The organism is Candidatus Endolissoclinum faulkneri L2 (genome assembly GCF_000319385.1).
GTDB lineage: Bacteria > Pseudomonadota > Alphaproteobacteria > Thalassobaculales > Thalassobaculaceae > Thalassobaculum > Thalassobaculum faulkneri.
In genome coordinates this window covers 177247-200977 of sequence record NC_019566.1, presented here as the reverse complement: position 1 = coordinate 200977, position 23731 = coordinate 177247, and the positions used below count along the sequence as shown (strand labels likewise).

Sequence of the window (23731 nt, the reverse complement as noted above, 5' to 3'; positions counted from 1 at the left end):
TAGTAATTTACTACCTTCTAGCTATACTTGCTATATTAAATTATTTATACTAACTTGCATGTGTATAATCATTGCAAAATGTTAAATTATCAAAAATTTTTTAATTCAATATATTTTTCTGTAAACCTTAACAATTTCATGTAAAACTAAATTAATTTCCTAGCTGAAATTAAACTGTTATGATAATAAAGCTTATTGATATGATTGCTTTTTTTTGATAAAAGATTGGGTAAAAGTTCGTGAAACTTGACTATACAAGCCATAAACTAATAAAGTCTACACCTAGATTTCTCACTACGCCGGTTGATATTTGTCAGTTGCTAGTTACTCATCGACTGATTCTTTGTCAACTCATACGACGAGATATTTTATCGCGCTACCGCAAATCTTATTTGGGTATACTTTGGGCTTTACTAACACCAATGCTGACTTTTGTTGTCTATTCTTATGTATTTAGCAATATATTAAGAGTTCGCTTTGCCTCACCAGTACCCAATATTGAATACCCTTACGGTATAATTCTTTTTTCCGGAATAATGTTGCATTTATTTCTTACAGAAGTGTTAAACCGATCCCCCGTGCTAGTGCTAGAAAATGTCAATTTCGTCAAGAAAGTAGTATTCCCGTTAGAGATATTATCACTAGTGGCTATAGGCTCAGCCATGGTTCCCCTCAGCCTAAATTACATCATCCTAGTAGGAGCTATTTTCTTATTCAACGGAACTGTACAGCCAACCATTATGTTAGTACCGCTAGCTTGGATTCCATTTTTTGCTGTGGTCGTGGGCATTTCTTGGATATTATCGTCACTTGGTGTATTCTTGAGGGATATCGTTCATCTAATAGGCTTATTTTCTACATTACTTCTATTTGGTAGTACAATACTCTTTCCTACGCATAACATGCCAGATTTTTTAAAAACACTAATATTACTTAATCCACTCTCAATACCCGTTCATGCAACGCGTAATCTAGCACTTTGGGGAGTAATTCCTAACTTAAAGTATCTGGCAATCTATACTGGTTTTGCTGTAATGTTCTTATGGTTTAGTGCATTTTGGTTTACACGTACAAAAAAAGGATTTGCGGATGTCATCTAATGCATATACATCCGCGATCTTCAAACAAAATGACGACCAACCAGCTATTATCATCAATAATATATCAAAGTCTTTCTCGATCTTCAAACGTCCAGTAGATAGACTACTTCAGATGTTTTCGATTAGAAAAAAGCCTTATTGTGACATCTTTATAGCGCTAAATCACGTATCTCTAACCATAAACCGTTGTGAAACCGTAGGTATTGTTGGCTCTAACGGCTCTGGTAAATCTACTTTGTTGCAAATTATTGCGGGTCTGCTGCAGCCTAATAATGGATACGTAAAAGTAAATGGCCGCTCAGCTGCACTTTTAGAACTAGGTGCTGGATTCAATCCAGAGTTCACTGGAAGAGAAAATGTCTACCTAAACGCAGCAATACTCGGATTAACCGAACAAGAAATTAATGACCGTTTAGACCATATATTGGACTTTTCTGGCCTACACAATTTTATCGATCAAGCCGTAAACACTTATTCTAGTGGAATGTATGTTCGCCTAGCCTTCTCTATAGCACTTAGCGTTGATCCAGATATTTTAATTATAGACGAGGCATTAGCAGTAGGTGACAATGGATTTCAGCGCAAATGTATTTCTCGAATTGAAGAAATGCGTGATGCTGGAGTTACTATTCTTTTTGTTAGTCATGCTATTGATATGATCACTCAGCTTTGCGACAGAGCTGTATTGATGGATCGTGGTGAAATATTGCTTGACGGCAAACCTAAAGATATCGCTTCTAACTATTATCGCTTAACTCAAGCTACGATTATTGATCGTGAACATATTCGTGCCGAGATTTTAAGTATTGACAAGAATAAATCACAAAATACGCAATACTTGCAGCCTGCGTTAGATTGCACGTTTATTACAGAAAGTCGAGTAGAGTATGGCGGTAGTTCTGCAACAATTTCTAATCCACGGATTGAAACAAACAATGGCTGCCAAGTTAATTTGCTAATCCATGGCAAATCATATATCTTGCGCTACGAAGTTACTTTCCAAGTTGCTTGTCAAAAGGTTAGATTTGCTACTCTTTTTAAGACAAAATCTGGTTTTGAAATTGGCGGTCGTGCTACAAATCGCTTAAACGATAAGCTACCAAATTTTAATATGGGAGACCGTATATCAGTTTTATTTAACTTTACTTGTAGACTAATGCCAGGTGTATATTTTGCTAATACAGGTGTAAGTGGATTGGTAAATGGTGTTCGCAAACCTATTCATCGTATACTAGATGCGATGATGTTTCAAGTTTTACCAAACCACGATGATAGCATTTCAGGCATTGTTGACCTAAATATCAAACCATCTTATTATGCTTTAGCTAAAACATAGATTTGTTCTTTTAAACTGCAAAAAATTATTGAGTAAACGTAAAAGTTACATAGAGAAAGGTAATATTATCAAATGCTTTGTTTAGGCATCTTGCCGCTTAGTTGAATAGGAAAACTAATGAGCTATATAAGAAAAAAAATTAGGCACATAAACAAAATATATTTTTATTCATAACGAAAGTGTATTATACAGAATAGCACTTACAACTAAAATTTAATATTTATATTGTGTTGTAAGATTTATTGTAATTGTCCATTTAGAAAGTAGTCTTAATAAGAAAGCCTAGATATCAAAATTATTACTTATTGTATTTTGATTTTATATTAATCAAACAGATCAAAAGTTTTTATATTCATTTTTAATCTGTTAAATTATGTTTTGGTGTAGTACTTTTTTGTCTAAAAATTTAAAAAAGGCATTAAGGTAGTATAAGTCATAATAAAGGAGGCTTTTAAAAAAAATATGCTACTATTAATCGAAAAAGTTGGTGATTACACTTTGACAAAACATGTCAGAATCTATCTGCTGTAATGAAAGAACGAGAGAGTAAAAAACATACTATAATAAAAAATTGAAGATAGCTTTAAACAGATAATAATCAATGATTGATAAATTTTTTTCATTATCACATTAAATAAAAATTTATAAAAAACAGCTAATATTACTTACTAAACACAGAACAAAACATCTGGTTTAATATTAACCAATATTTTTTTTGCTTAAGCCAAAAAATCAATCAAGTCTGTAATCCATGATCACTATGTGTAATAGCTAATAGTATTATTCAAAAATAAATTAATCTAATAATACAAAAATCATTACAATACTATTCATTATTTATGAGTTGATATTTTAATCAACAGCGTAAATACTTACTCTCATTAACACACTATAGTAAACTATATGTTATTTCATGGATAGATTTACTTAAAATGGGATTTCATCTTCCAACTCGCTTATTCCACCTACATGTGATTCATTGCTAAGATCAAATGAATCACTACCATATCCAGTAGATAATCTTCCGTCAATGTTGTTTTCTATAGTACCATAATCACGACGATTACCATTACCTAGCATAGCTAACTGACCACGATAACGTTGCAATACTATATCGGTAGAATAGCGCTCATGCCCGTTCTGATCGGACCATTTTCTAGTTTGTAGTTGGCCTTCGATATAAACCAAACTGCCTTTACGCAAATACTGCTCAGCAAGTCGTGCAAGATTTTCGTTAAATATAACAACACGATGCCACTCAGTACGCTCCCGTTGATCACCTGAGTTTTTATCACGCCATCGATCAGACGTAGCGATAGCAAGATTAACGATTTTTATTCCATCCTGAGTAAATCTTACTTCCGGATCACGACCAAGATTACCAATTAAAATTGCTTTGTTAATACTACCCGCCATTACCTCTAGCTTTCTTTATTTAGGCTTACGTTTAGAACTAAATAAGTATTATAGGATATCTGACACTATTGCTATGAAAAGTAAAATGCAAAAGCTTGCCAAAAAATCGCTACTCCACTTTATTAGTTAAATACATTCGTCATATGATTTATAGTACAGTCAATCAATTGATAAATATGAGTGTAGTATAATTAAATATTCTAGTGTTAGGCAATTACTTTTTAACACTTTTATTATGCTCTTAATAACAATCCATTAAAAATAATATTACTTAATTATTGAAAAACTACAATGACAAAAAACTTAATAAGTTTAGTTATATAATTTTAGCTATTCTGATACTTTTTAAGTAAATCAAAATTTAATTGATTTTTATATTATATATCTTGAATATAATTGATTAGTAATTTCTTACAAATGAAATTGCATCGATATGGTTTTGCCCAGCAATAAATAAGCTATATTTGATTTTTATTTAGCTTAATTATTTCTTACGCAACGATCATTAACGCAAATCTAATTTAATTTTCATTAGCATTAACAATAATAAAATGGAAAACAGAATTGACTATAAAAAATATTTTATACCTTCCTCTCTCTCAAACAAGTATGTCAGCGATAGTAATCTTCAGGTAAGATAGAAACGATAATTTAAACATTACCTATTATCTACTGTAACTTAATCCGTAAAATACCTATTCACTTTTATTAAATTAAAAGGATTAACAGGGATTAAATTATTTTAATTTTGACTTAATAATAAGTAAAATTTATAATCAGAGTATGAACATGATAATATGATTAGGTGATTAATTAAACAACTAATTTAAACATAAAGTTAGCAAACTAAGTTATATTATTAATAAAGTCAATAATTGGCCTGAGTATTAAAGTTAAGTTAATCTGTTAGTCAGAAAAAAAATAATCGGCTTTTGAAATAAAATTATTCCTCGCGAATTCATGACCTTAGCTTAAAAAATTAGTAGTAATGCTACCGTATGTTTCATCACTTGCTTTTGCTTTGATTATCGATTGCTGTATATAAAGCAGTCTATTCCGCGATAAATAAAATAGTATAAATGTTTGGCGATATGAATAAAGCTGATTCTACCGCAACAATATATATGATATATATCAGCTCTTAATAAAAAAAATGGCTATTAAACCGTATTTTAACTATAATGCTACAGCAAAGTCGCGGGTTATTCGCGTCCGCGGAGCGCGTGAAAACAACTTAAGTAACCTAGATGTTGATCTGCCACGTAATAGTCTTATCGTAATAACAGGCATTAGTGGCTCTGGTAAATCATCACTAGCCTTTAACACGATATACGCAGAGGGGCAACGTCGCTATGTAGAAAGTTTATCTGCTTATGCACGCCAATTTCTAGAATTGATGAAAAAACCAGATGTAGACTTAGTGGATGGCCTATCACCAGCAATATCTATTAAACAAAAGATAACATCAAACAACCCGCGTTCGACAGTAGGCACAGTGACCGAAATTTATGATTATCTGCGTTTACTATTTGCACACCTCGGAATTCCTTACTCACCCACTACTGGGCTACCTATTCAGGCTCAAACAGTAAGTCAAATAGTTGATCAAATCTGTTCCATTAGTAATGGAACTCGTATATACCTTCTTGCACCAATCGCAAATAAGCCAAAAGACAATTGTCTTAATAGATTAATAGAAATACGTAAACGTGGCTTTCCGCGTGTGCTCATCGATGGGCATCTATATGAAACCAAAGATCTGCCAAATTTCGATAAAAAATGTCAATGTGATATTGAAGTATTAGTTGATCGAATTGTTGTGCGCGATGGGATCAAGAGCAGATTAACTGATTCAGTAGAAACTGCATTAGAATTGTCCTGCGGATCTATTTTTATAGATGATGCGAATAGCGGGCAGCGTTACCATACTTTTTCGACCAAATGTGCTTGCCCAGTCAGTGGTTTTACTGTGCAAGAGATTGAACCACGACTATTTTCCTTCAATAATCCTTTTGGTTCATGTCCAGCATGTAAAGGACTTGGGAATTATACATATTTCGATGAACAACTTATAGTGCCTAATTCAAAATTAAGCTTAAAAAACGGTGCAATCGCCCCTTTAGCAAAAAAATCTAAAAAATACTACGCTTTATTGCTCAATAGCTTATTAAAAAATTTTAAAAATTTCCAAGATCTTCCATTTGAAAAACTACCAGAAGCAATCCGCAATAATATTTTGTTTGGCGTTAATAATACTTCAACTACCGTATATTCAAGCGATTCCTCACACAGTGATAAGCCAAAAAAGCTATTCGATGGTATAATTCCGCACATGGAGCAGCAATGGAAGGAAACCAAAAGCTACTTAATGCGTCAAGATCTTAGTAGATTTCGATCTTTTTCTCCTTGTGAAGATTGTCAGGGTCGACGTTTAAGGCCGGCAGCCTTAGCAGTTAAAATTAATAAACTAAACATTAATGATGTAACTAATTTTTCCATAGATAAAGCAATAGACTGGATTGCAGATCTATCAAATAATATCACGAATAAACAAAAAAAAATTACCGATAGAATCCTAGAAGCAATTCAAGACCGACTTAGCCTTCTAAAAAATATCGGACTTAGTTATCTTACCTTATCGCGCTCGTCTAGCACATTATCAGCAGGCGAACAACAGCGTATTCGCCTAGCATCACAAATTGGCACCAGTTTAACAGGAGTCCTGTACGTAATGGACGAACCATCAGTTGGCCTGCATCAACGTGATAATGATCGTCTTTTCGCCACTATTCAGTATTTACGTGATGTTGGCAACACAGTAATTGTTGTTGAGCATGACGAAGACGCAATTAGAAAAGCTGACTACGTAGTAGATATGGGACCAGGCGCAGGGATAAACGGTGGCACTGTAATTTCCTCTGGCACACCAAGAGAGATAATGGCTAATTCATCTAGCATAACAGGCCAATATCTTACCGGCGCTAAGCAAATTAAAATTCCAGCTACACGGCGTAAAGTAAAGAATGACAAGCAAATAACTTTAATTGGTGCTAATGGCAACAATCTTAAAAATATAAATATAACTATTCCGCTAAGTACGTTCACTTGCATTTCTGGTGTATCCGGTAGTGGCAAATCTACTTTGATAATCGATACTCTATGGAAAGCGCTTGCCTCACGATTGCATAATAATTGCGAACGTGCTGCTCCTTTCAAACAATTAAAAGGAATAGAGAATATCGACAAAGTAATAGATGTCAATCAGTTACCAATAAGTAGTAACCCACGCTCAAATCCGGCTACCTATTCCGGTGTATTTGCGCCAATCCGAGATTGGTTCTCTAGCCTACCCGAAGCACAGGCTAGAGGATATACTTCCGATCGATTCTCCTTCAACTTGAGGGGTGGACGCTGCGAGGCCTGCGCCGGAGATGGCCTAATCAAGGTAGATATGCATTTTTTACCTCCAGTGGAGGTAGTTTGCGATATTTGTAAAGGTAAACGCTATAATCGAGAAGTACTAGAAATTAAATTTCGCAATCAGTCTATATCTGACGTTCTTGATATGACAGTGGAAGAATTAGCCATCTTTTTTAAGGCTGTTCCTTTAATCCGTAACAAACTAGAAGCTTTAAGGCAGGTTGGTCTTGGCTATATTAAAATCGGCCAACAAACCAATACTCTATCTGGTGGTGAAGCACAAAGAATAAAGCTAGCTAAAGAATTATCGCGTCGAGCAAGCGGGAAAACTGTCTATATTATGGATGAACCAACAACCGGTCTACATTTTGAAGACATACGTAAACTATTAGAAGTACTCCAATCTCTAGTTAATAAAGGCAACACTGTTATCGTTATTGAACATAACTTAGAAATTATTAAGACTGCAGATTACGTAATCGATCTTGGGCCAGAAGGCGGTGAAGCTGGTGGTGAAATCGTTGCACAAGGGACTCCGGAAGAAATAGTAAATGCAAAAAATAGCCATACTAGCTACTATTTAAAAGATTACCTGCCATGAATTTAGGAAAAGCCTCCCGATAGAAATTTTAAATAATTAACCACAATAAACAAATAGTTAGAGTGAATTATTCAAGTTAATTAAATTAGATAATCTTCCGTAAGGATTTTACTGGTTGATTTAATACAATTCCTGTAGAGTAAAATTATAATAATCAAATTTTGCATGAAAATCATATAAAAATTACGCGAGATTAATTATCAAAAGCTAAATAATAAAACATCTAAATTTTAATAAATTTTAGTAACGAGAGTAAAATATCTATAGTAAGAACTTTAAAAATTCTTATAATCTATTTCTTGCTATTTATAAAAGCAATCACTACCTTTAGCCTCTTTTTATAATAAGAAATTTACCTGTCAAAAGAAATAATTATAATATTACTAAATTCCTTTTAAAAATTAAAGAAATATGCAGAAATATATACTTTATCCCTATCGATTGTGATTAGAAAAATAATTTCTAGTTATATCTAATAAAAACGTATATATTTAATCTTAAATATATCTAATGCTAGGGAACACAATTATGCAAATTAAAAATAAAACGTTATCATATCTCCATGATAGAAAATGATCCTAATAATAAAATTACTTTTAATCTTAAAGATTAATGATATATCTGAGAATATGCTGATAAAAGCAACAGTTCACGAAGCAGACATATTTTAAGTTAGCTTACTCAGCTAGTTCTTCTTAGAGAATTATATATGATAGCGTTCTCTTCTTAGTGTAAGATAAGAAAGTACTTAATTAATTATCAATCCTAATAAGTAATTGATATATTATTATTTACTTATTTATGATTATCGCGTCTTCAGAATAAGAAGATATTGTAAGTAACGCATAAACCTATTCATTGGGAAAGTAATTTGCTCATAACTAAGCACCACTATAATAGCAACGCGATTTTCTGGGATATGCTCCGAGGAATTAGCGGTTTTATCATCACTGGTTTACCATTACTGATGATACCACTTGCAACTATTGTTGATGTCATATTCGGTAGCTTAGCAATATTGTTTGGAATTTACTTAATCCGTACTTGGTTACGCGCCTACCAAATTATCGAAATAGAAGACAAAGTAATCCGAAGCACTGGTCATATGGATATAGAGATTCCTTGGGACAAGCTTGATACCATGAAATTACGCTATTTTTCTACCAGACATAATAAAGAATGCGGCTCACTGGAACTAAAACTAGCTGGCAATGGTAAAGAGTTATATTTAGACAATTCTATAAATGACTTTAATATTCTTGTAAGTTATTGTAACTTAGTTGCATCTCGCAATAATATTTGCTTATCAAAAACCACCATCGCTAATCTAAAAGCTATTGGCTTAATAAAAATAACGCAAGATATCAAAGATAATTCAAAATAATCACTTTTGATATTTAATGGCATCATAGAATACTATGAATTACTTTCATTATAAGTAAGTATTACTTATAATGCGATCATTATTTTTATAAGCTAAAGTAAAAATATAACTAGCTATACCACCCTTCTATCTAATCTAATTTTTAACATTATTTATAGTTGCTAATATTAGATTAATATCAATTATTATTTAAATAAAATTTAAATAATAAAAAAGATTGTATAATTTAAAAGCATCTTGTTTAATTTTACATAAATTGTCATGCAGATTTAGATAAAACAAAGAAAAGTATATTTTATGATTTTACGGCCATGCATGCATATTAAGAGTTAACGACAATCGCACCAATAAGGAATCTTTTTTTTTGAAGATGTATAATGAATTAGATATAATCAATAGGTAAATTTATTGTGACCGCATTTCAAATAGCATAAATACAGTAAATGTATATAATCATGGATTATATACTCCTATTATATATTATAAAATAAGATACTTACTAACAATATCGGTTTAATCATAAAATGATATATTGTCATCGAAATTATTTTACCTTTGTGATTAATAAAAATTGTTTAATTTAACTTTTATTAATTATCTTAGAAATTATTATCTTGCTTTACATAAAAGTTTTAAATTATTTTTTATTTTAAATATTTTTGATTTTTTGCTAAAAACCCAATAAGCGATGATTTGGTAATGCATCACTTAAATAATTTATTATCCTAAAATCAGCGATATAAAACTTTTTAGTCAAAAATTTTATATCTAATTAAGGAGGGTTGTATTGGTAAAATAAAATTTCACAAACCACTATATCTTTAATTATTTATTAAATCAGACTAACAATTAGTACGCGTGTTTTATATGGCAGCTAATAAACTGCAAGGATTTATATCTGCATCATTTATAACATATTATATTGTACCGTAATGACGATCTAAATAATGTGGCAATTAAGAAACCGCTTTTCTAATTTTTAATCAACACCTATATGTTACCAAATAGGCTGCGCATGGAATGAAAAAAAACTTAAAAATTAATTAAGTAAGATTATGCAAAAAAAATATGAGATAATCATCTAGCAATTTTATTGCATACGTTAACGAAAAACAAAACGATCAAATATACACACAATCATCAAATAAAAATTAATTAAACGCTTTTTATTACAAAAAAGTATTTCTAATTTTTTTTATTGTAAAATACCTTAAAAAATATCTAAACTTATTTTAAGAAGTTAAACTCTACTTTAAATGTAATTCTTACAATCGAAAATTATTTAATTTTACTATGATTTTATAATTCATTCAAGTAAACCTATTAAGTATCATGGATTTGATTAAGATAAAAATTACGCGAAGTTTTTATCTAATCTATTAATATATAAATATAATTGATTTTTACTGTTAGATAATGTTTTTTTGATTAAAAAAGATACATTCATAATCCAGGCAGCAAATTAATCTTCTGTCCTGCCCATGCCACGACTTTAAAAAGGCTACCCATTTCGTTAGAATGAATCAAACGAACCATTGCGGCCTCAATGTTACGAGCTTGCTTATGATTAGATTCTTTCATTAAATTATAAGTTCGTTGAATAATTCCTAGAGATAACAAAAAATTACCTTGCGTTAGTGGGCCATAAACAATCGCCCCTGCCCTATTGACTACAGCAGACAAAGCAGCAAAATCAACATGTGCCGTTAGGTCTGATTCGCCTAAATTTTTTAATATATCAACAAATTTATGCTCTTTAATCGCTTGTAATGTATCGCCTACTGCACTATTGCAGTAACCGTAGTCAATGACTAAAGCTACCCCACCTTCGCTTACCAAGCGTCTAGCTAAAGCATCTGCTAGTGATAAAGAAACAGATGATACCTCAGCTATATCCTCTGGCTGTGCAGAATTCAATACTTTTGGATGGAGCAAATTAGCCAAGTGGCTAATTTCTGGCATTATGGTCCAAGTAGGCATATTAGTTTGTTGATCAAAGGATAAGCGTCTCTCGTGCCATCCTAATCTACTACGTACAAGCTGAGTGATAGGCATAGTATCAAAAAACTCATTCGCGATGATGATAGATGGTCCACAAGGTAAACCGTAGACATCATTATGCCACGTAGGAGCATATCTAGCTAATAAATTCTTTTGAATCTTACGCAAAGCTAAACTATTCTCAACTAGGTGTAAATCTAAAGCAACATGAAAGTCTGGTACCAACTGACTAGCTCGTAGTGCATCAGCCATCATGATGCCACTACCAGGTCCAAGCTCAATAAAATTAACCTTTCTAGGTGATCCAATTTGCTGCCAAATTACTGCAGCCCAAAGACCTATTAATTCACCAAATATTTGGCTAATTTCTGGCGCAGTGACAAAATCACCTAAGGAACCAAATGGATTACGTGTTGCGTAATAGCCAAAACACGGATGGGTTAAAGTATCTTTCATAACCTCAGACAAAGCGATTGGCCCATCAGCCTCCACTCTTTGTCTCATATAATCAAGTATAGTCACTTCTAGTGCAAAGGATCCTTACGTGAAAGCAAAAACATGATAATACCTCCAATTAATATCATCGGCAAGCTAAGAATTTGTCCCATAGATAGATGCGATATAACAAAGCCAATCTGCGCATCTGGTGCCCGAAAAAATTCACAAATAGTACGAACAATGCCGTAACCAATAACAAAAGAAGTCACGGCTATTCCAGGCCTTTGTGTTTTAATGCTCACTCGTCGAATGAAAATAAACAGCACTATCCCCTCCAAGAGGGCTTCGTATATTTGAGAAGGATGTCGTGGAATCTCGCCGCCGTTAGGAAAAATAATTGCCCACGGCAAATCAGGCGCTGCTCGACCAAATAACTCTCCATTTATGAAGTTAGCAATGCGACCAAAGAATAAACCAATTGGCGCAGCAGAAGCTACTAAATCACCAATAATAAAAATAGAAAGGTTGGCCTTGCGCGCAAAAAGTGCAATAGCTACGACAACACCAAGGAAACCACCATGAAAAGACATACCTCCTCGCCAAACCATAAACATCTCTTCTGGGTTAGAGAAGTAATAATTTAAATTATAAAATAAAACATAGCCAATCCTACCACCTAAAATAATGCCACAAGTAACATAGAGTAGAAGGCTATCAAACAGCTTATGGTCAAATAAAATAGGATAACTCTTGCTCAGATAGATGACATATTTCCAACCTACAATTATTCCAGCGATATATGCAAGTGCATACCAGCGTATGGATAATGGCCCCATAGCAATTGCTATAGGATCAATCATTGGAAATTCCAATACTAGAAAAAACATATAATTCTTCTTCTAATCAGTCTTACTTCTCCATAAGTGGAAGCATTGCTTAGATTACAGATAATACAAATAATCTTTTCTAATTTAATTTTTATGCGATATATTTTCTTAAGTAAATAACTAATTAGATCGTATATTTTCTTTATCACTTTAAAAGTGTATGGATAAATCGCTTCATAAACAACAAGTATCTTTCATCATAATGAAAGTAATATATGCAATAATCAATATATTATATAAGTTTTATATACTGATAACAATAGAAAACTAAATAATACCTATTATCATAATAAACTAACTGAATACAAGCAATGCTATAAATTAGCAAGTAATTTTATTAAACTTAAAATTGTTTTTAATGTAATTAAGTATGTTAACTGATTATTATAATTAATTGAGATTAATTAGACTAACTCACATTCTTTAGAAAAAGACCTATGATAAATTCATCCATATGAAATAGCTGTAAGTAAAAAATTATAGCTATTAGCTAAAAATAATATGAACATTTATTAAAAGTTAAATTTACTTTTGCAATATATATTCACTATAGTGTAATAAGTGAGTATATATTGCAACTTGCTAAGTTTACCTCACACTTTAGTTACAAAGTTACAATTACTTAATTAATACTAAAATCTAAACAAATGTAAATTATCCAAATAACTTAATAGAATTTTTACTGCAAAAAATCATAATAGTTAAGTTTATTTTTTTCATAGAAATTTTTAATTAAAAAAACAACAAATTTATCTATAGTAAAATATCTTCCTACATGTAATAAAAATTATGTTAAAATATTCTTTAGTCATAAGATTATCGCATAGTATAATAAACATTAAAAAAGACATGAACACAACATCGTTATCATAGCTTCAAGCATTAACAGCATAAATGAATATTATTCAAAATTCTTTCTGGTATGAACCACATACTATAATAGACTACAGAAGCAAATAATTTCTTAATAATATATTTAACCTAGTAGATTAAAGCTTTTCTAACGGCAAATAATCACTGAGACTATTAGTCAAATATATAGTCAGCTAGTATTATTTGTGTAATTATCTAATACTTGACCTTAATGTACGTTTTAAATAAAACTAACGGGTTAAAAACTCATTCGATATAGGAAATAAGAAAATGTTGTAGTGCATGATAAGTATTTTTATTAAGAAGCAATAACCATTACTTGTAATGGTTATAATAGTATATCCATTTTAAAAAAAAATTAATTAAAAGTCGTTACAAGTTAAATTTATTATTTTTCCTACATTGAGTCAATGTGTAGTCATTACATTAATCTTATATTTTGACAAGAATAAATGAATTTTATTTACATGTATTCATTGTGCTGAATACCTTTAGAAAATTAATTACACTATATTGCTGCGTAAAATCTTTTTACTTTCCACTAATTAAATCATCACCAATGATCTAACATTTAAAAAAAATTATTGCATTTTATACATTGAGAATTAAAACAGCCTAACTGCCTTATAGGCAATTAAGCTGCGAACGTTTTCCAAAAAAAACAATAATGATTATTAAAGTTTTATATTTTATGAGTCAAAATAAGTTTTTTGTTAAACTAAGAATATTTACATAGTAAGAGAATTTATCTAGCCCTGTCTGTAGACAGAGAGTATTTTTGGCTAATAATTATAAATATTATAGTTATCGTTTCTTAAAAAATAATTTTATTAGTAAATAATACCATTTGCTTAATGTATTTTAAAAATGTTTTAATGTAGTAAAATTTACTCTTTCTGTTAAACGAAATTCCTTTCAATGTCATAATTACTAGATATTTAATAATTTTTGAAGATAATAAACAAAAGAAGAATTTTTTGCATCTACTAATTTTGCTACATCTAATCTATATTTACTAATAACAGTTGTTCTATATAATCCAGATTGATGACGAAATACTATATTGATTTTTAATATACTGTAATTGCGATATAATTGTTATTACTGATAAAATTATACTTTTACTATAGTTAAGTAATTTATTTAATAATTAGATCTATAATGTATCTTATTAAGATAAATTAATTATTTAGAAAAATCATTCAAAGTACGATACATTTAATTTTTAAGCAAAAGATGTGTAGTTAGTTTATTCTTGTTATAAGCAATTCGCTCCTTCCAAAGTTATTTTAGATTTTACTGCAAAATGCTTAAAGATTTTATAATTTTCATCTATTGAATTAAATAGATTTTGAATTAAATATATTTTTTAAAAAAATTAATATTTATTAAAATAATTCTCTAAAAAATACCATTTGAGTTTTTTCGAGTTATTTATTCTTGAGCCAAACACAGAGAGATATTCTTATTAATTTTATGATTAATTACTTATAATTCAACTATATGTTTAAAGTAAAAATATTTACTATACAATCTAACAATAGATCTAACTAATTAAGATGTTAATTTTACAAAAAATCACTAGCCTTTTCAATTATTGCAATTAAATAGATAAGCTTTCTTAGTATTAAGGATTAGAATAAATCAATTTAAACCAATTCAATAATAGTAAATAAAAAAAAGATCAGATTTGATAATCAAGCTACTAAAACTTTCACACCAATTTATAATATAAGCAAACCACCAATTCTATAAAATTAGAACTACAATAAAGTTATTTATTCATTAATAGCCAAAAATTAAAAAAATTTTTACTTAATTGATAGCTAATGTATTAGTTTAATAATTTTAAAACATGTTATATTTAAGATTTAATGCAATTAATGATTAATTTATACTTACCATTAAATTTATCGTATTTATGTCAAAACGAATTTTATTTGCTCAATGTAAGTAATAGTATACACATAAAATCACACTTAGATTGGTTTGATAATGCTCCCAAGGTTTTTGCCAGCAAGCATATGTAAGTGAAAATGAAATACTTCTTGATTGGCATCAGAGCCGCTATTGGCCACAATACGATATCCCTTTTCCGCAAGATTAAATTTATAGATTATATTGCCAACAGCACGAATAAAGCCAATTATTTCTGAATTGCTTGCTTTCTGAGAAAAATCTGATAAAGAAACATAATCCCCCTTAGGTATAATTAAGACATGGAAGGGAGTACAAGGATTGATATCCTTAAATGCAAGAGTGTAATCGTCCTCGTAAATAGTATTACTTGGAATATCACCACGCAAAATCTTAGCAAAAGTATTATTGGCATCATAAAGCATTGAGCAATTTCCAATTAATTATTTTTTAGGCTCCAAGCTAACAGTAGTTTTATCGAATTTAGTTTAAATTTTCTCGCGTGCTTCTAGTTTAGCCCAAACTTTATGCGAGCTTACTCCCATGGAGACCCACAATACCAACAAGTGATATAATAGATCAGCACTTTCTGAAATCAAAGTATCAGTATTCCCTAACGTTGCCTCAATAGCTACTTCTACAGCTTCTTCTCCGACTTTCTGCGCAGATCTCACGGGACCACTTGACAGTAATCTAGCAGTATAACTTGTCTCTAAGTTATCCTCTCGGCGCGATGCTATCTTATTAATAAGTCGATCAAGAACATGATTATTATTCATAGTATCCTCAATTGCTCTGTCTAACAGCAATACCGGCAGCAAACATTGCTTTTTTTACCTCGCTAATACGATAAGTACCTGAATGAAAAATAGAAGCAGATAGGACTGCACTGGCATGACCAGCATGCACTCCTTCCACCAAATGATCCAGTGTACCAACTCCCCCCGAAGCAATAACTGGTACCTGTACAGAATCAGAAACAGTCCTAGTTAACGATATATTAAATCCTTGTTTGGTGCCATCGTGATCAATAGATGTCAACATAATCTCACCTGCACCATATTCAACCATTTGTTGTGCCCATACAACAGGATCTAAATCAGTAGCCTGGCGACCAGCATGTGTAAAAACATTAAATTTACCTCCACTCGTTTGCTTAACATCAACGGCAACTGTAATGCACTGACTGCCAAACTTATTGGCTGCTTGGCGAACAAATTCTGGATTGTTAACCGCTGCAGTATTAATGACCACTTTGTCGGCTCCAATGAGTAAAAGCTTGCGGATATCCTCAATGTTTCGCACCCCACCACCAACCATTAGGGGCATAAAGCACTGTTCTGCAACACGACTAATTACATCAAATATTATATACTGATCTTTCTGACTAGCAGCAATATCTAAAAAGCATAGTTCATCTGCTCCTTCGTCATTATAAAACTTAGCCTGTGCCACAGGATTGCCGGTATCAACCAAGTCGACGAAATTTACTCCTTTAACTAATCGATCACCCTTAACGTCTAGGCATGGAATAACGCGCACTTTTAACATCAAGTATTATCCCCGCCAAGTACACGCAGTGCATGATTCATATTAATTCGACCGTCATATATCGCTCTGCCAACAATAACTCCTTCTACCCCATCATTATTCAGTTTAGTTAATTGTAATAAATCATCAATCGATGACACTCCCCCTGAAGCGATAACAGGTATTGATAATGCTTGAGCTAATATTCTAGTTTCCTCCAAGTTAGGCCCCTGCATGGCACCATCTCGATCAATATCAGTAAAAATAATAGACGCAACTCCAACATCCTCAAATTTTAATGCCAGATCCCTAGCAGTTATTGTAGAAGTTTTAGTCCATCCCTCAACTGCAGGTTTACCGTTACGAACATCGATACTAACACTAATCATGCCAGGATAATCGCGACAAACAGCTGCTACCAAGTTTGGATTAAACAAAGCCACTGTACCTAATATAACACGACTAATGCCAGCGTTAATCCAATCATGAATATGGGTACGATTTCGAATACCACCCCCAAACTGCAGAGGAATATCTACGGTTGATAATATTGAACGCACCGCTGTCACGTTTACTACTTTACCAGCAAAAGCGCCTTCTAAATCCACTACGTGTATCCATTTACAACCAGCATTCTGAAAATGCTTAGCTTGGACAGCAGGATCAACACTGTATGTTATAGCGCTACTCTTTTCACCACGAAGCAAACGAACACACTGCCCATCATTTATGTCAATTGCAGGATAAAGAATCACAATAAAACATATTCTCCACTATTGATTAATAAAAATAAGCTATTAAGCAACTTAATTCTAAGTAAACAAAAAAATGCATTTATTCTCAGGACAAATATAATTTTTTCTAAAAAAAAACAGATGGCTCAGTATTGCTAAATAAAAAATTCCCAGGATTGTTTATCAAACAATCGAAAATCAATAAGAAACAATTCATATTACAAAAATCGTCATTACCTTACAAAAAGAATGCTCACAAATTTTAAGTTTACGAATAAGCCAAAATAGTTAGGAAACAAGTAGCGTTCTCCTGTAAAAATAAATTTCCCTCATTCGAGGGCAATATAATATAATATGAATTTTGATTAATTAATTATAACATTGTCATATTTCATTAAGGAAATAGTATTATAAACCATATAGTCTTCTTAAACAAAATCAATCACTTATCAAAAAGATAAGCTGTTAATTGTAAAATTAAACTGCAAGTAGTATTAATACAAATAAATCACACAAGAATTAATTTACATAAAATGTAAACTTTGTAATAAAACCAAAACTCTCCGAGAGAGAATTGATGGCAACTAATATTTTAAAGAGATAGAATTTTTTATCTTGAAACAAAACTTACTTTATTAAGTAGCGATAATTTTCTAAAAAATAGAACTTTATGATTTTTATCTACATGAATCCTAAAATTAGCTTAAGTATAACAACTAAGATTTTATTTATTACTTTTGTAAATACGGTGATTAAATCTCCAATTTAAGAAAATATGCAAGCACGAGATTAAAAAGCTGCTGTGATTAGGCCTTACTGCTTTAAATAATAAAGCCGATTTTTATAAAAAATTTAAATAAGCTATTCTATAAAATATCATAAAACTTTATTAATGAACTTAATATTACGTTAATAAGCAGAAAATTGAGAATAATCTGGAAGGACAGAGGAAAATAAATAATGCGCATCTTGATCGAAGACGGCCTAAAACCAGAGGCGAATTCTATGCTTCAGGCGCTATACAGCCGATCATCATCAAGTGTCATAGAACATCTTGCCAGTATCCAAGATCGTGGATTTGGCAAATTTATGGAAGAATATTATGTTGGTTATGGTCATGAATCAATAGGGGACTGTGGTTTCACAACAATCTTCATAGAAGAAGTTTCCATTCTAACCTGCAAAGCAGTGCAAAATACTCCATTGTATTTTGGCCAAGAGACATCTACTCGTTATATTAATTTTTCCACTAATGGATATAACGACCCTGTCGGTACATCACAGTCAAAAGCAATCATATCTGGATGGCTCGAGATTTATACCCAAGTTCATTCAGCTATCCTAGCAAAGTTGACTATCGCTTATCCCTGCCCAGATGGCGTTAAAATAGAAATATGGAAAAAAACCCTTGAAGCACGAGCATTTGATATTTCGCGAGGATTTCTTCCAGCTGGAGTCAAATCCCAACTTTCGTGGACAACTAATTTGCGCCAAGCAGCTGACCATTTACGCAATCTTTCTCTACATCCTTTGTCTGAAACCCGTGAAACAGCGGCAATGATTCTCACAGAACTAAAGAAAAAGTATCCCGTATCGTTTAGTCAGAAATATCGACCAGAACAATCTGCATATCGAGCAATGATATCTAAACTAAAAACTTATTATCTTAAACAAGAAGAAAATTATCCAAATTTTGACTATACATGTGAGGCTAATCGTACTGCTATTGATTTATTAGACCGAAAGATTTTTACCAATAGACCGAAATACGAACAACTACCAAGCATAGTTGGGTCATACGCATCATTCGAGTGCCGATTTTTACTCGATTTTGGATCTTTTCGTGATATTCAGCGTCATCGTAACGGTTATTGTGAAATGCCTTTACTAACTTGGTTTTACGGCTTTCATCCTTGGTATATAAATAATTTACCAGAATCTACCATGGCATCGGTCGCTCCACGCATAATAAATTTGCGGAAAGCTTCAGACAAGCTAGAGATTACCGAAGAAGAACGCCAAAACTATTTGCCACTTGGCTTGCTAGTTCCTTGTCGAATAGTTTATGATCTACGGCAGATGGTATACGTAGCAGAATTACGTTCAAGCAAAACCGTACACTCCAATCTTCGCTTCGTTGCTCACCATTTACACAAAGCAATCAAAACAGAGTTTCCATTCATCCAGCTACATTGCGATTTAGAAAAAAATACACTCGACGTTAAACGAGGTATGCAAAACATAATACACTTATAAATATGTTTAATATTTATAAGTGTATTATGAGTAATCATCTTTTCGACAAAATTCTACGAACGATAAAACAAATAACATTTTTTCTAAGAAAGAATTAGGCAAATTCACTTTAGAAAAGTGATAAGCCTAAACAGGTGAACTTTACAACGCACGATATAGAATAATTTAATTTAAAATATTTAAGAGTTATTTTATAATACAAAAAGACGTATTTAATCTAACTTGCAACAATAGAGTATTTTTAATAAAAAATCATCTCCACAGCAGAGATGTTTGTACAATAAAAAGCAAAAACTGTTACTTAATAACAAGCTACGATATTTTACAATTTAAACCCTATTTTAGGAAAAAAAGTTTAAAATAATCTATCTGCGAAAAAGTTAAATTTTCAAGCTGAAGCAAAAATCTTCTGCTAGGAAGAATTAATTTTAGCTGCAATCTAAATATTCTGTAGATGATTAAGCAATTAATATTAAGAAATATACTTAAATTAATTAATTCTTCACTCACTGGTAATAAGTTTATCATAATTAATCTAAAGCCTATTACCCATTAGCAAAGATTCGCTTCTCTTTTACTTAGCTGTTTAAATAAGAGAAAAAGCACTTAGAATCAGTACTGATAATTAATTTTAATACTTTCTTTAGTGAATCAATAAATTAATTTTACTTTAAACCAAGTTATTCGACGAAACCAGTCATTATATTTAATAATAACATAGCACGCTAAAAGTATAGATATGCAAAATCCTCTATTAGAGAGATTTCCAATTTTGAAGTGAACAAGCGATCCTTAAGATTCAATAAAAAGTTCAATCATAAATAAATATTGTACTATTCACAACTGAATACCTATGCTACTAGCATGAAGAGTATTTATCAAAATTAACTATAATAAAATTAGATATATGTTGTTGAATTAGTCCCAAAAATTATTTCTCTTCTAATCTTCTGCTACAGATAAATAAATATATCCTTAGCTACGTATCACTTAAGAACAAAGTTTGCTAATTGATCCAATCCATTATAAGATATGATTTCTGTCAATCATTTGCTTGTGGTACATGATTAAAAAAGGCACTTATATCAAAGTTATCTACAAAAATAGTTGACAAACTTATCAATAAAACTTCAAACAAAAAAATCAGGCTGATCCCTATCTATTAGATGCAAGAGCTATAAGTAAGATCACAATCAATTATTTTTTTGCGTAATTGTCTTAACAAGTAAGAGATCATTTTAAATAGCGTGAAAAGCTGTATTAACTGAAAACATAAAAAAAATACTCTAACAAAACAAAAAAAACATTTTATTTAATTAATAGCTATAAATCGTATCTTATTATATCGTATATCTTCTATTTTAATCTAAAAAATTATTAATTCTGAAATCTTAGTACAATTATCTTAAGCTCTGCAAAATCACATGATACAATACAAGCTCTATTTAATAATATGATTACCTTAATTTGTTGATAAAGCACAAGAATATATTATGTCAACATATCGCCTAATTGAAAACATTTTCTCGTGAAATTATCAGAAAGACATGAGATTTTATAAATTAGTGCAGTGCAAGAATTATTTGCAAAAATATAACCTATTTCAGTCAAAATTAGTTAAAAAATACGATACCTGGAGAAATGAAATTTTGTATTCATAGTTTTAACTATATAATTCAATGTATTACTGTAGTTTTAGTAAACTTTCCATCTCATTTTAAATAAAAAATAATAAGAATTTGTTAAACAGTTTATTCATAGCATTAATCTACATATCCAAAGCTATGAAAAGCATAATGCTATTAAAAATACTTAATCCACCTTACTGCTAAAAGTAATGATTTCAACCATCAAACTATTATTTAGCAAATTAACCTATCTGCAAACTGTATTAATTTGCGTTATCAGCCTAACCGCTCTACGACTGTATGCAAACGCATTTACTGATTTGGAACTTTATGAAGATGAAGCGCAATATTGGACTTGGGCACAAGATTTAGATCTTGGTTATTTCGCCAAACCACCATTAATTGCATGGCTTATTGCAGCTAGCACTAATACTTGTGGAAACGGTGAGGCATGCGTACGAGTATTATCCCCAATACTACACGCTGGTACTGCACTAGCACTCTTCTGGCTTGGAAAAGTGGTAGCAGATAATCGAGTCGCTATGTGGTCGACAATAATCTGGATCACACTACCATCTGTCGGATTTTCTAGCTTAATTTTTTCCACTGATGTACCTCTTTTGTTTTGTTGGACGTTAGCAATAATATTTTATCGTTATTTACTTAATAATCGAGCATGGGCTTTCGCAATCGCGACCGGTTGGTCGATAGGCATTGGTATGCTAGCCCAGTATGATATGGTATACATATTTTTTGGTATTGCTCTACAAATAATCCTAAGTCCACGCGACCGATGGATCTTGTTTAATTTACGCGGTCTAATGGTTATATTATTAACGTTATTAATAATATTTCCCAATATTTACTGGAATGCAACCAAACATTTTCCTATCATCGCCCATATTGGAGATGATGCAAACCTAAATAATACTCCTTCACAAAAATTCCACGTATCTTATTCGTTTCAATTTATAATTGAACAGATTGGTGTATTTGGTCCTATATCGTTTATAATATTTGCTTGGCGAATTATCCTATGCATTCGTGCAAGACTTACCCAAGAAGAGCAGTTCCTTCTATCTTTTGCTATACCACCACTAGTGATAAGTACGATACAAGCATTTCTATTTCAAGCTAACGCTAAATGGGCAATAACAACATATCCCACAGCCACGATTCTTGTTGCCCTTTGGCTAGTATCTTTATCAAGGCGCTGGGTTAATTACCTATTGATAATACCTCATCTATTTGTTAGCGTTGCTTTGTCAATAATTTTAGCCAGCTGGCCAAAAATACGTATTTCCTTTATAGATCAATATTTTTTGCGTCTGACTGGTTGGGAACAGATAGCAGAAACGTCTCGATTGGAGATTATTACTAATCCAGATTTACCCATTCTTATGACTGATCAGATCAGCATGTCATTACTTCTTTATTACATGCGTGATCAGCTTAGTATCAGCAAATCACACCCAGGTAAACGAGCAGTTTATATATGGGATTGGAATCAGCATCCAGATAATCAATATGAATTAATAGCATCGTATATTCCAACAGCAAAAAACCGAATGCTAATATTAAGCACTCAGGAAGACATTAGTTCTATACTAAACTATTTTGACATAAAAAAAAATATCCGGAGAATATCTATCACCAGATTTGGTTGCACTAAAAAGCTTAGGATTTGGTTTGTATCAAAAAATTAAAGGATAAAATCAATAAGAACGTCCTTAACTCTTGTTTTTTTATCAACCCTTGATAGACGATACGTTATCGTCTTGAAATACTCTATAGTGCAATTAAACTTTTATAAAATAAAGGCATTGGTATAATTATGTTCAGGTTATGAAACCTTTGTAAAATAATTTGAGATCAACGTAAAATCCTTTTGCTTAAAATGATGCTAAATTAGTTTTATATAGGCTTTCTACATGCAAAAAATAAAATCTACTTAGATATATAACCAATCATCGACTTTCAAAGACATAAAAACAAATCACCAGGTAATAACTGAAAACGTAATTGCTATTCCCGAATAGCAATTACGTTTAATCTAGGAATAATATATTAATAATAGATTCAACGATTCACTGAGCAATATTCGATAAATAAGCAGATGTTAAAGACCGCAATCGTAAATCATTACATCAGAAAAATCACCAAAATAGATTAAGTGACTGTTTATCTAGCTAATGCTAATACTAATAATT

Annotated in this window: 13 protein-coding genes; 6 read left to right on the top strand and 7 right to left on the bottom strand. The window is 31.3% G+C overall.

Translation table 11 applies throughout. The features are described 5' to 3' along the window. Nucleotides 1-239: 239 nt before the first annotated feature. Nucleotides 240-1100, top strand: coding sequence for an ABC transporter permease (locus A1OE_RS00585; protein ID WP_015087902.1), 861 nt, complete (start codon nt 240-242; stop codon nt 1098-1100). Next, nucleotides 1090-2436: an ABC transporter ATP-binding protein gene (locus A1OE_RS00580; protein WP_015087901.1), complete on the top strand. Its 1347-nt coding sequence runs from the start codon at nt 1090-1092 to the stop codon at nt 2434-2436. The genes A1OE_RS00585 and A1OE_RS00580 overlap by 11 nt, the downstream gene beginning before the upstream one ends. A gap of 927 nt (nt 2437-3363) precedes the next feature. Here the strand turns inward: A1OE_RS00580 and ssb are convergent. Continuing rightward, nucleotides 3364-3852: a single-stranded DNA-binding protein gene (ssb, locus tag A1OE_RS00575; protein WP_015087900.1), complete on the bottom strand. Its 489-nt coding sequence runs from the start codon at nt 3850-3852 to the stop codon at nt 3364-3366. Nucleotides 3853-5005: 1153 nt separating this feature from the next. On the opposite strand from ssb, the gene uvrA reads away from it, so the two are divergent. Both uvrA and A1OE_RS00565 read left to right on the top strand, forming a co-directional pair. Beyond that, nucleotides 5006-7873, top strand: coding sequence for an excinuclease ABC subunit UvrA (gene uvrA, locus A1OE_RS00570; protein WP_015087899.1), 2868 nt, complete (start codon nt 5006-5008; stop codon nt 7871-7873). Nucleotides 7874-8744: 871 nt separating this feature from the next. After that, nucleotides 8745-9257 (top strand): hypothetical protein, encoded by a 513-nt coding sequence (locus tag A1OE_RS00565; RefSeq protein ID WP_015087898.1) that lies wholly within the window; start codon nt 8745-8747, stop codon nt 9255-9257. Nucleotides 9258-10700: 1443 nt separating this feature from the next. Here the strand turns inward: A1OE_RS00565 and A1OE_RS00560 are convergent. The 6 genes from A1OE_RS00560 to hisA all read right to left on the bottom strand — a co-directional run bounded on the left by A1OE_RS00560 (nt 10701) and on the right by hisA (nt 17658). Further along, nucleotides 10701-11780, bottom strand: a complete 1080-nt coding sequence (locus A1OE_RS00560) for a class I SAM-dependent methyltransferase (RefSeq protein WP_052312381.1) — start codon at nt 11778-11780, stop codon at nt 10701-10703. A gap of 2 nt (nt 11781-11782) precedes the next feature. Next, nucleotides 11783-12583: a prolipoprotein diacylglyceryl transferase gene (gene lgt / locus A1OE_RS00555; protein ID WP_044283177.1), complete on the bottom strand. Its 801-nt coding sequence runs from the start codon at nt 12581-12583 to the stop codon at nt 11783-11785. Nucleotides 12584-15435: 2852 nt separating this feature from the next. Continuing rightward, nucleotides 15436-15798 (bottom strand): HIT domain-containing protein, encoded by a 363-nt coding sequence (locus tag A1OE_RS00550; protein ID WP_015087892.1) that lies wholly within the window; start codon nt 15796-15798, stop codon nt 15436-15438. Nucleotides 15799-15861: 63 nt separating this feature from the next. Beyond that, on the bottom strand, nt 15862-16152 hold the full coding sequence (gene hisE / locus A1OE_RS00545) for a phosphoribosyl-ATP diphosphatase (RefSeq protein ID WP_044283176.1): 291 nt from the start codon (nt 16150-16152) through the stop codon (nt 15862-15864). 7 nt (nt 16153-16159) lie between these two features. Continuing rightward, entirely contained in the window at nt 16160-16924 is a 765-nt protein-coding gene (hisF, locus tag A1OE_RS00540) for an imidazole glycerol phosphate synthase subunit HisF (protein WP_015087890.1), read from the bottom strand. Next, nucleotides 16924-17658 carry a 1-(5-phosphoribosyl)-5-[(5-phosphoribosylamino)methylideneamino]imidazole-4-carboxamide isomerase gene (gene hisA, locus A1OE_RS00535; protein WP_015087889.1) on the bottom strand — a complete coding sequence of 245 codons (735 nt, stop codon included), beginning with the start codon at nt 17656-17658 and terminating at the stop codon, nt 16924-16926. Before hisA ends, hisF begins: the two co-directional genes overlap by 1 nt. A gap of 939 nt (nt 17659-18597) precedes the next feature. On the opposite strand from hisA, the gene A1OE_RS00530 reads away from it, so the two are divergent. Both A1OE_RS00530 and A1OE_RS00525 read left to right on the top strand, forming a co-directional pair. Then, nucleotides 18598-19893 (top strand): FAD-dependent thymidylate synthase, encoded by a 1296-nt coding sequence (locus tag A1OE_RS00530; protein ID WP_015087886.1) that lies wholly within the window; start codon nt 18598-18600, stop codon nt 19891-19893. 1837 nt (nt 19894-21730) lie between these two features. Beyond that, nucleotides 21731-23227 (top strand): ArnT family glycosyltransferase, encoded by a 1497-nt coding sequence (locus tag A1OE_RS00525; RefSeq protein ID WP_015087883.1) that lies wholly within the window; start codon nt 21731-21733, stop codon nt 23225-23227. The last annotated feature ends 504 nt before the right edge of the window (nt 23228-23731 follow it).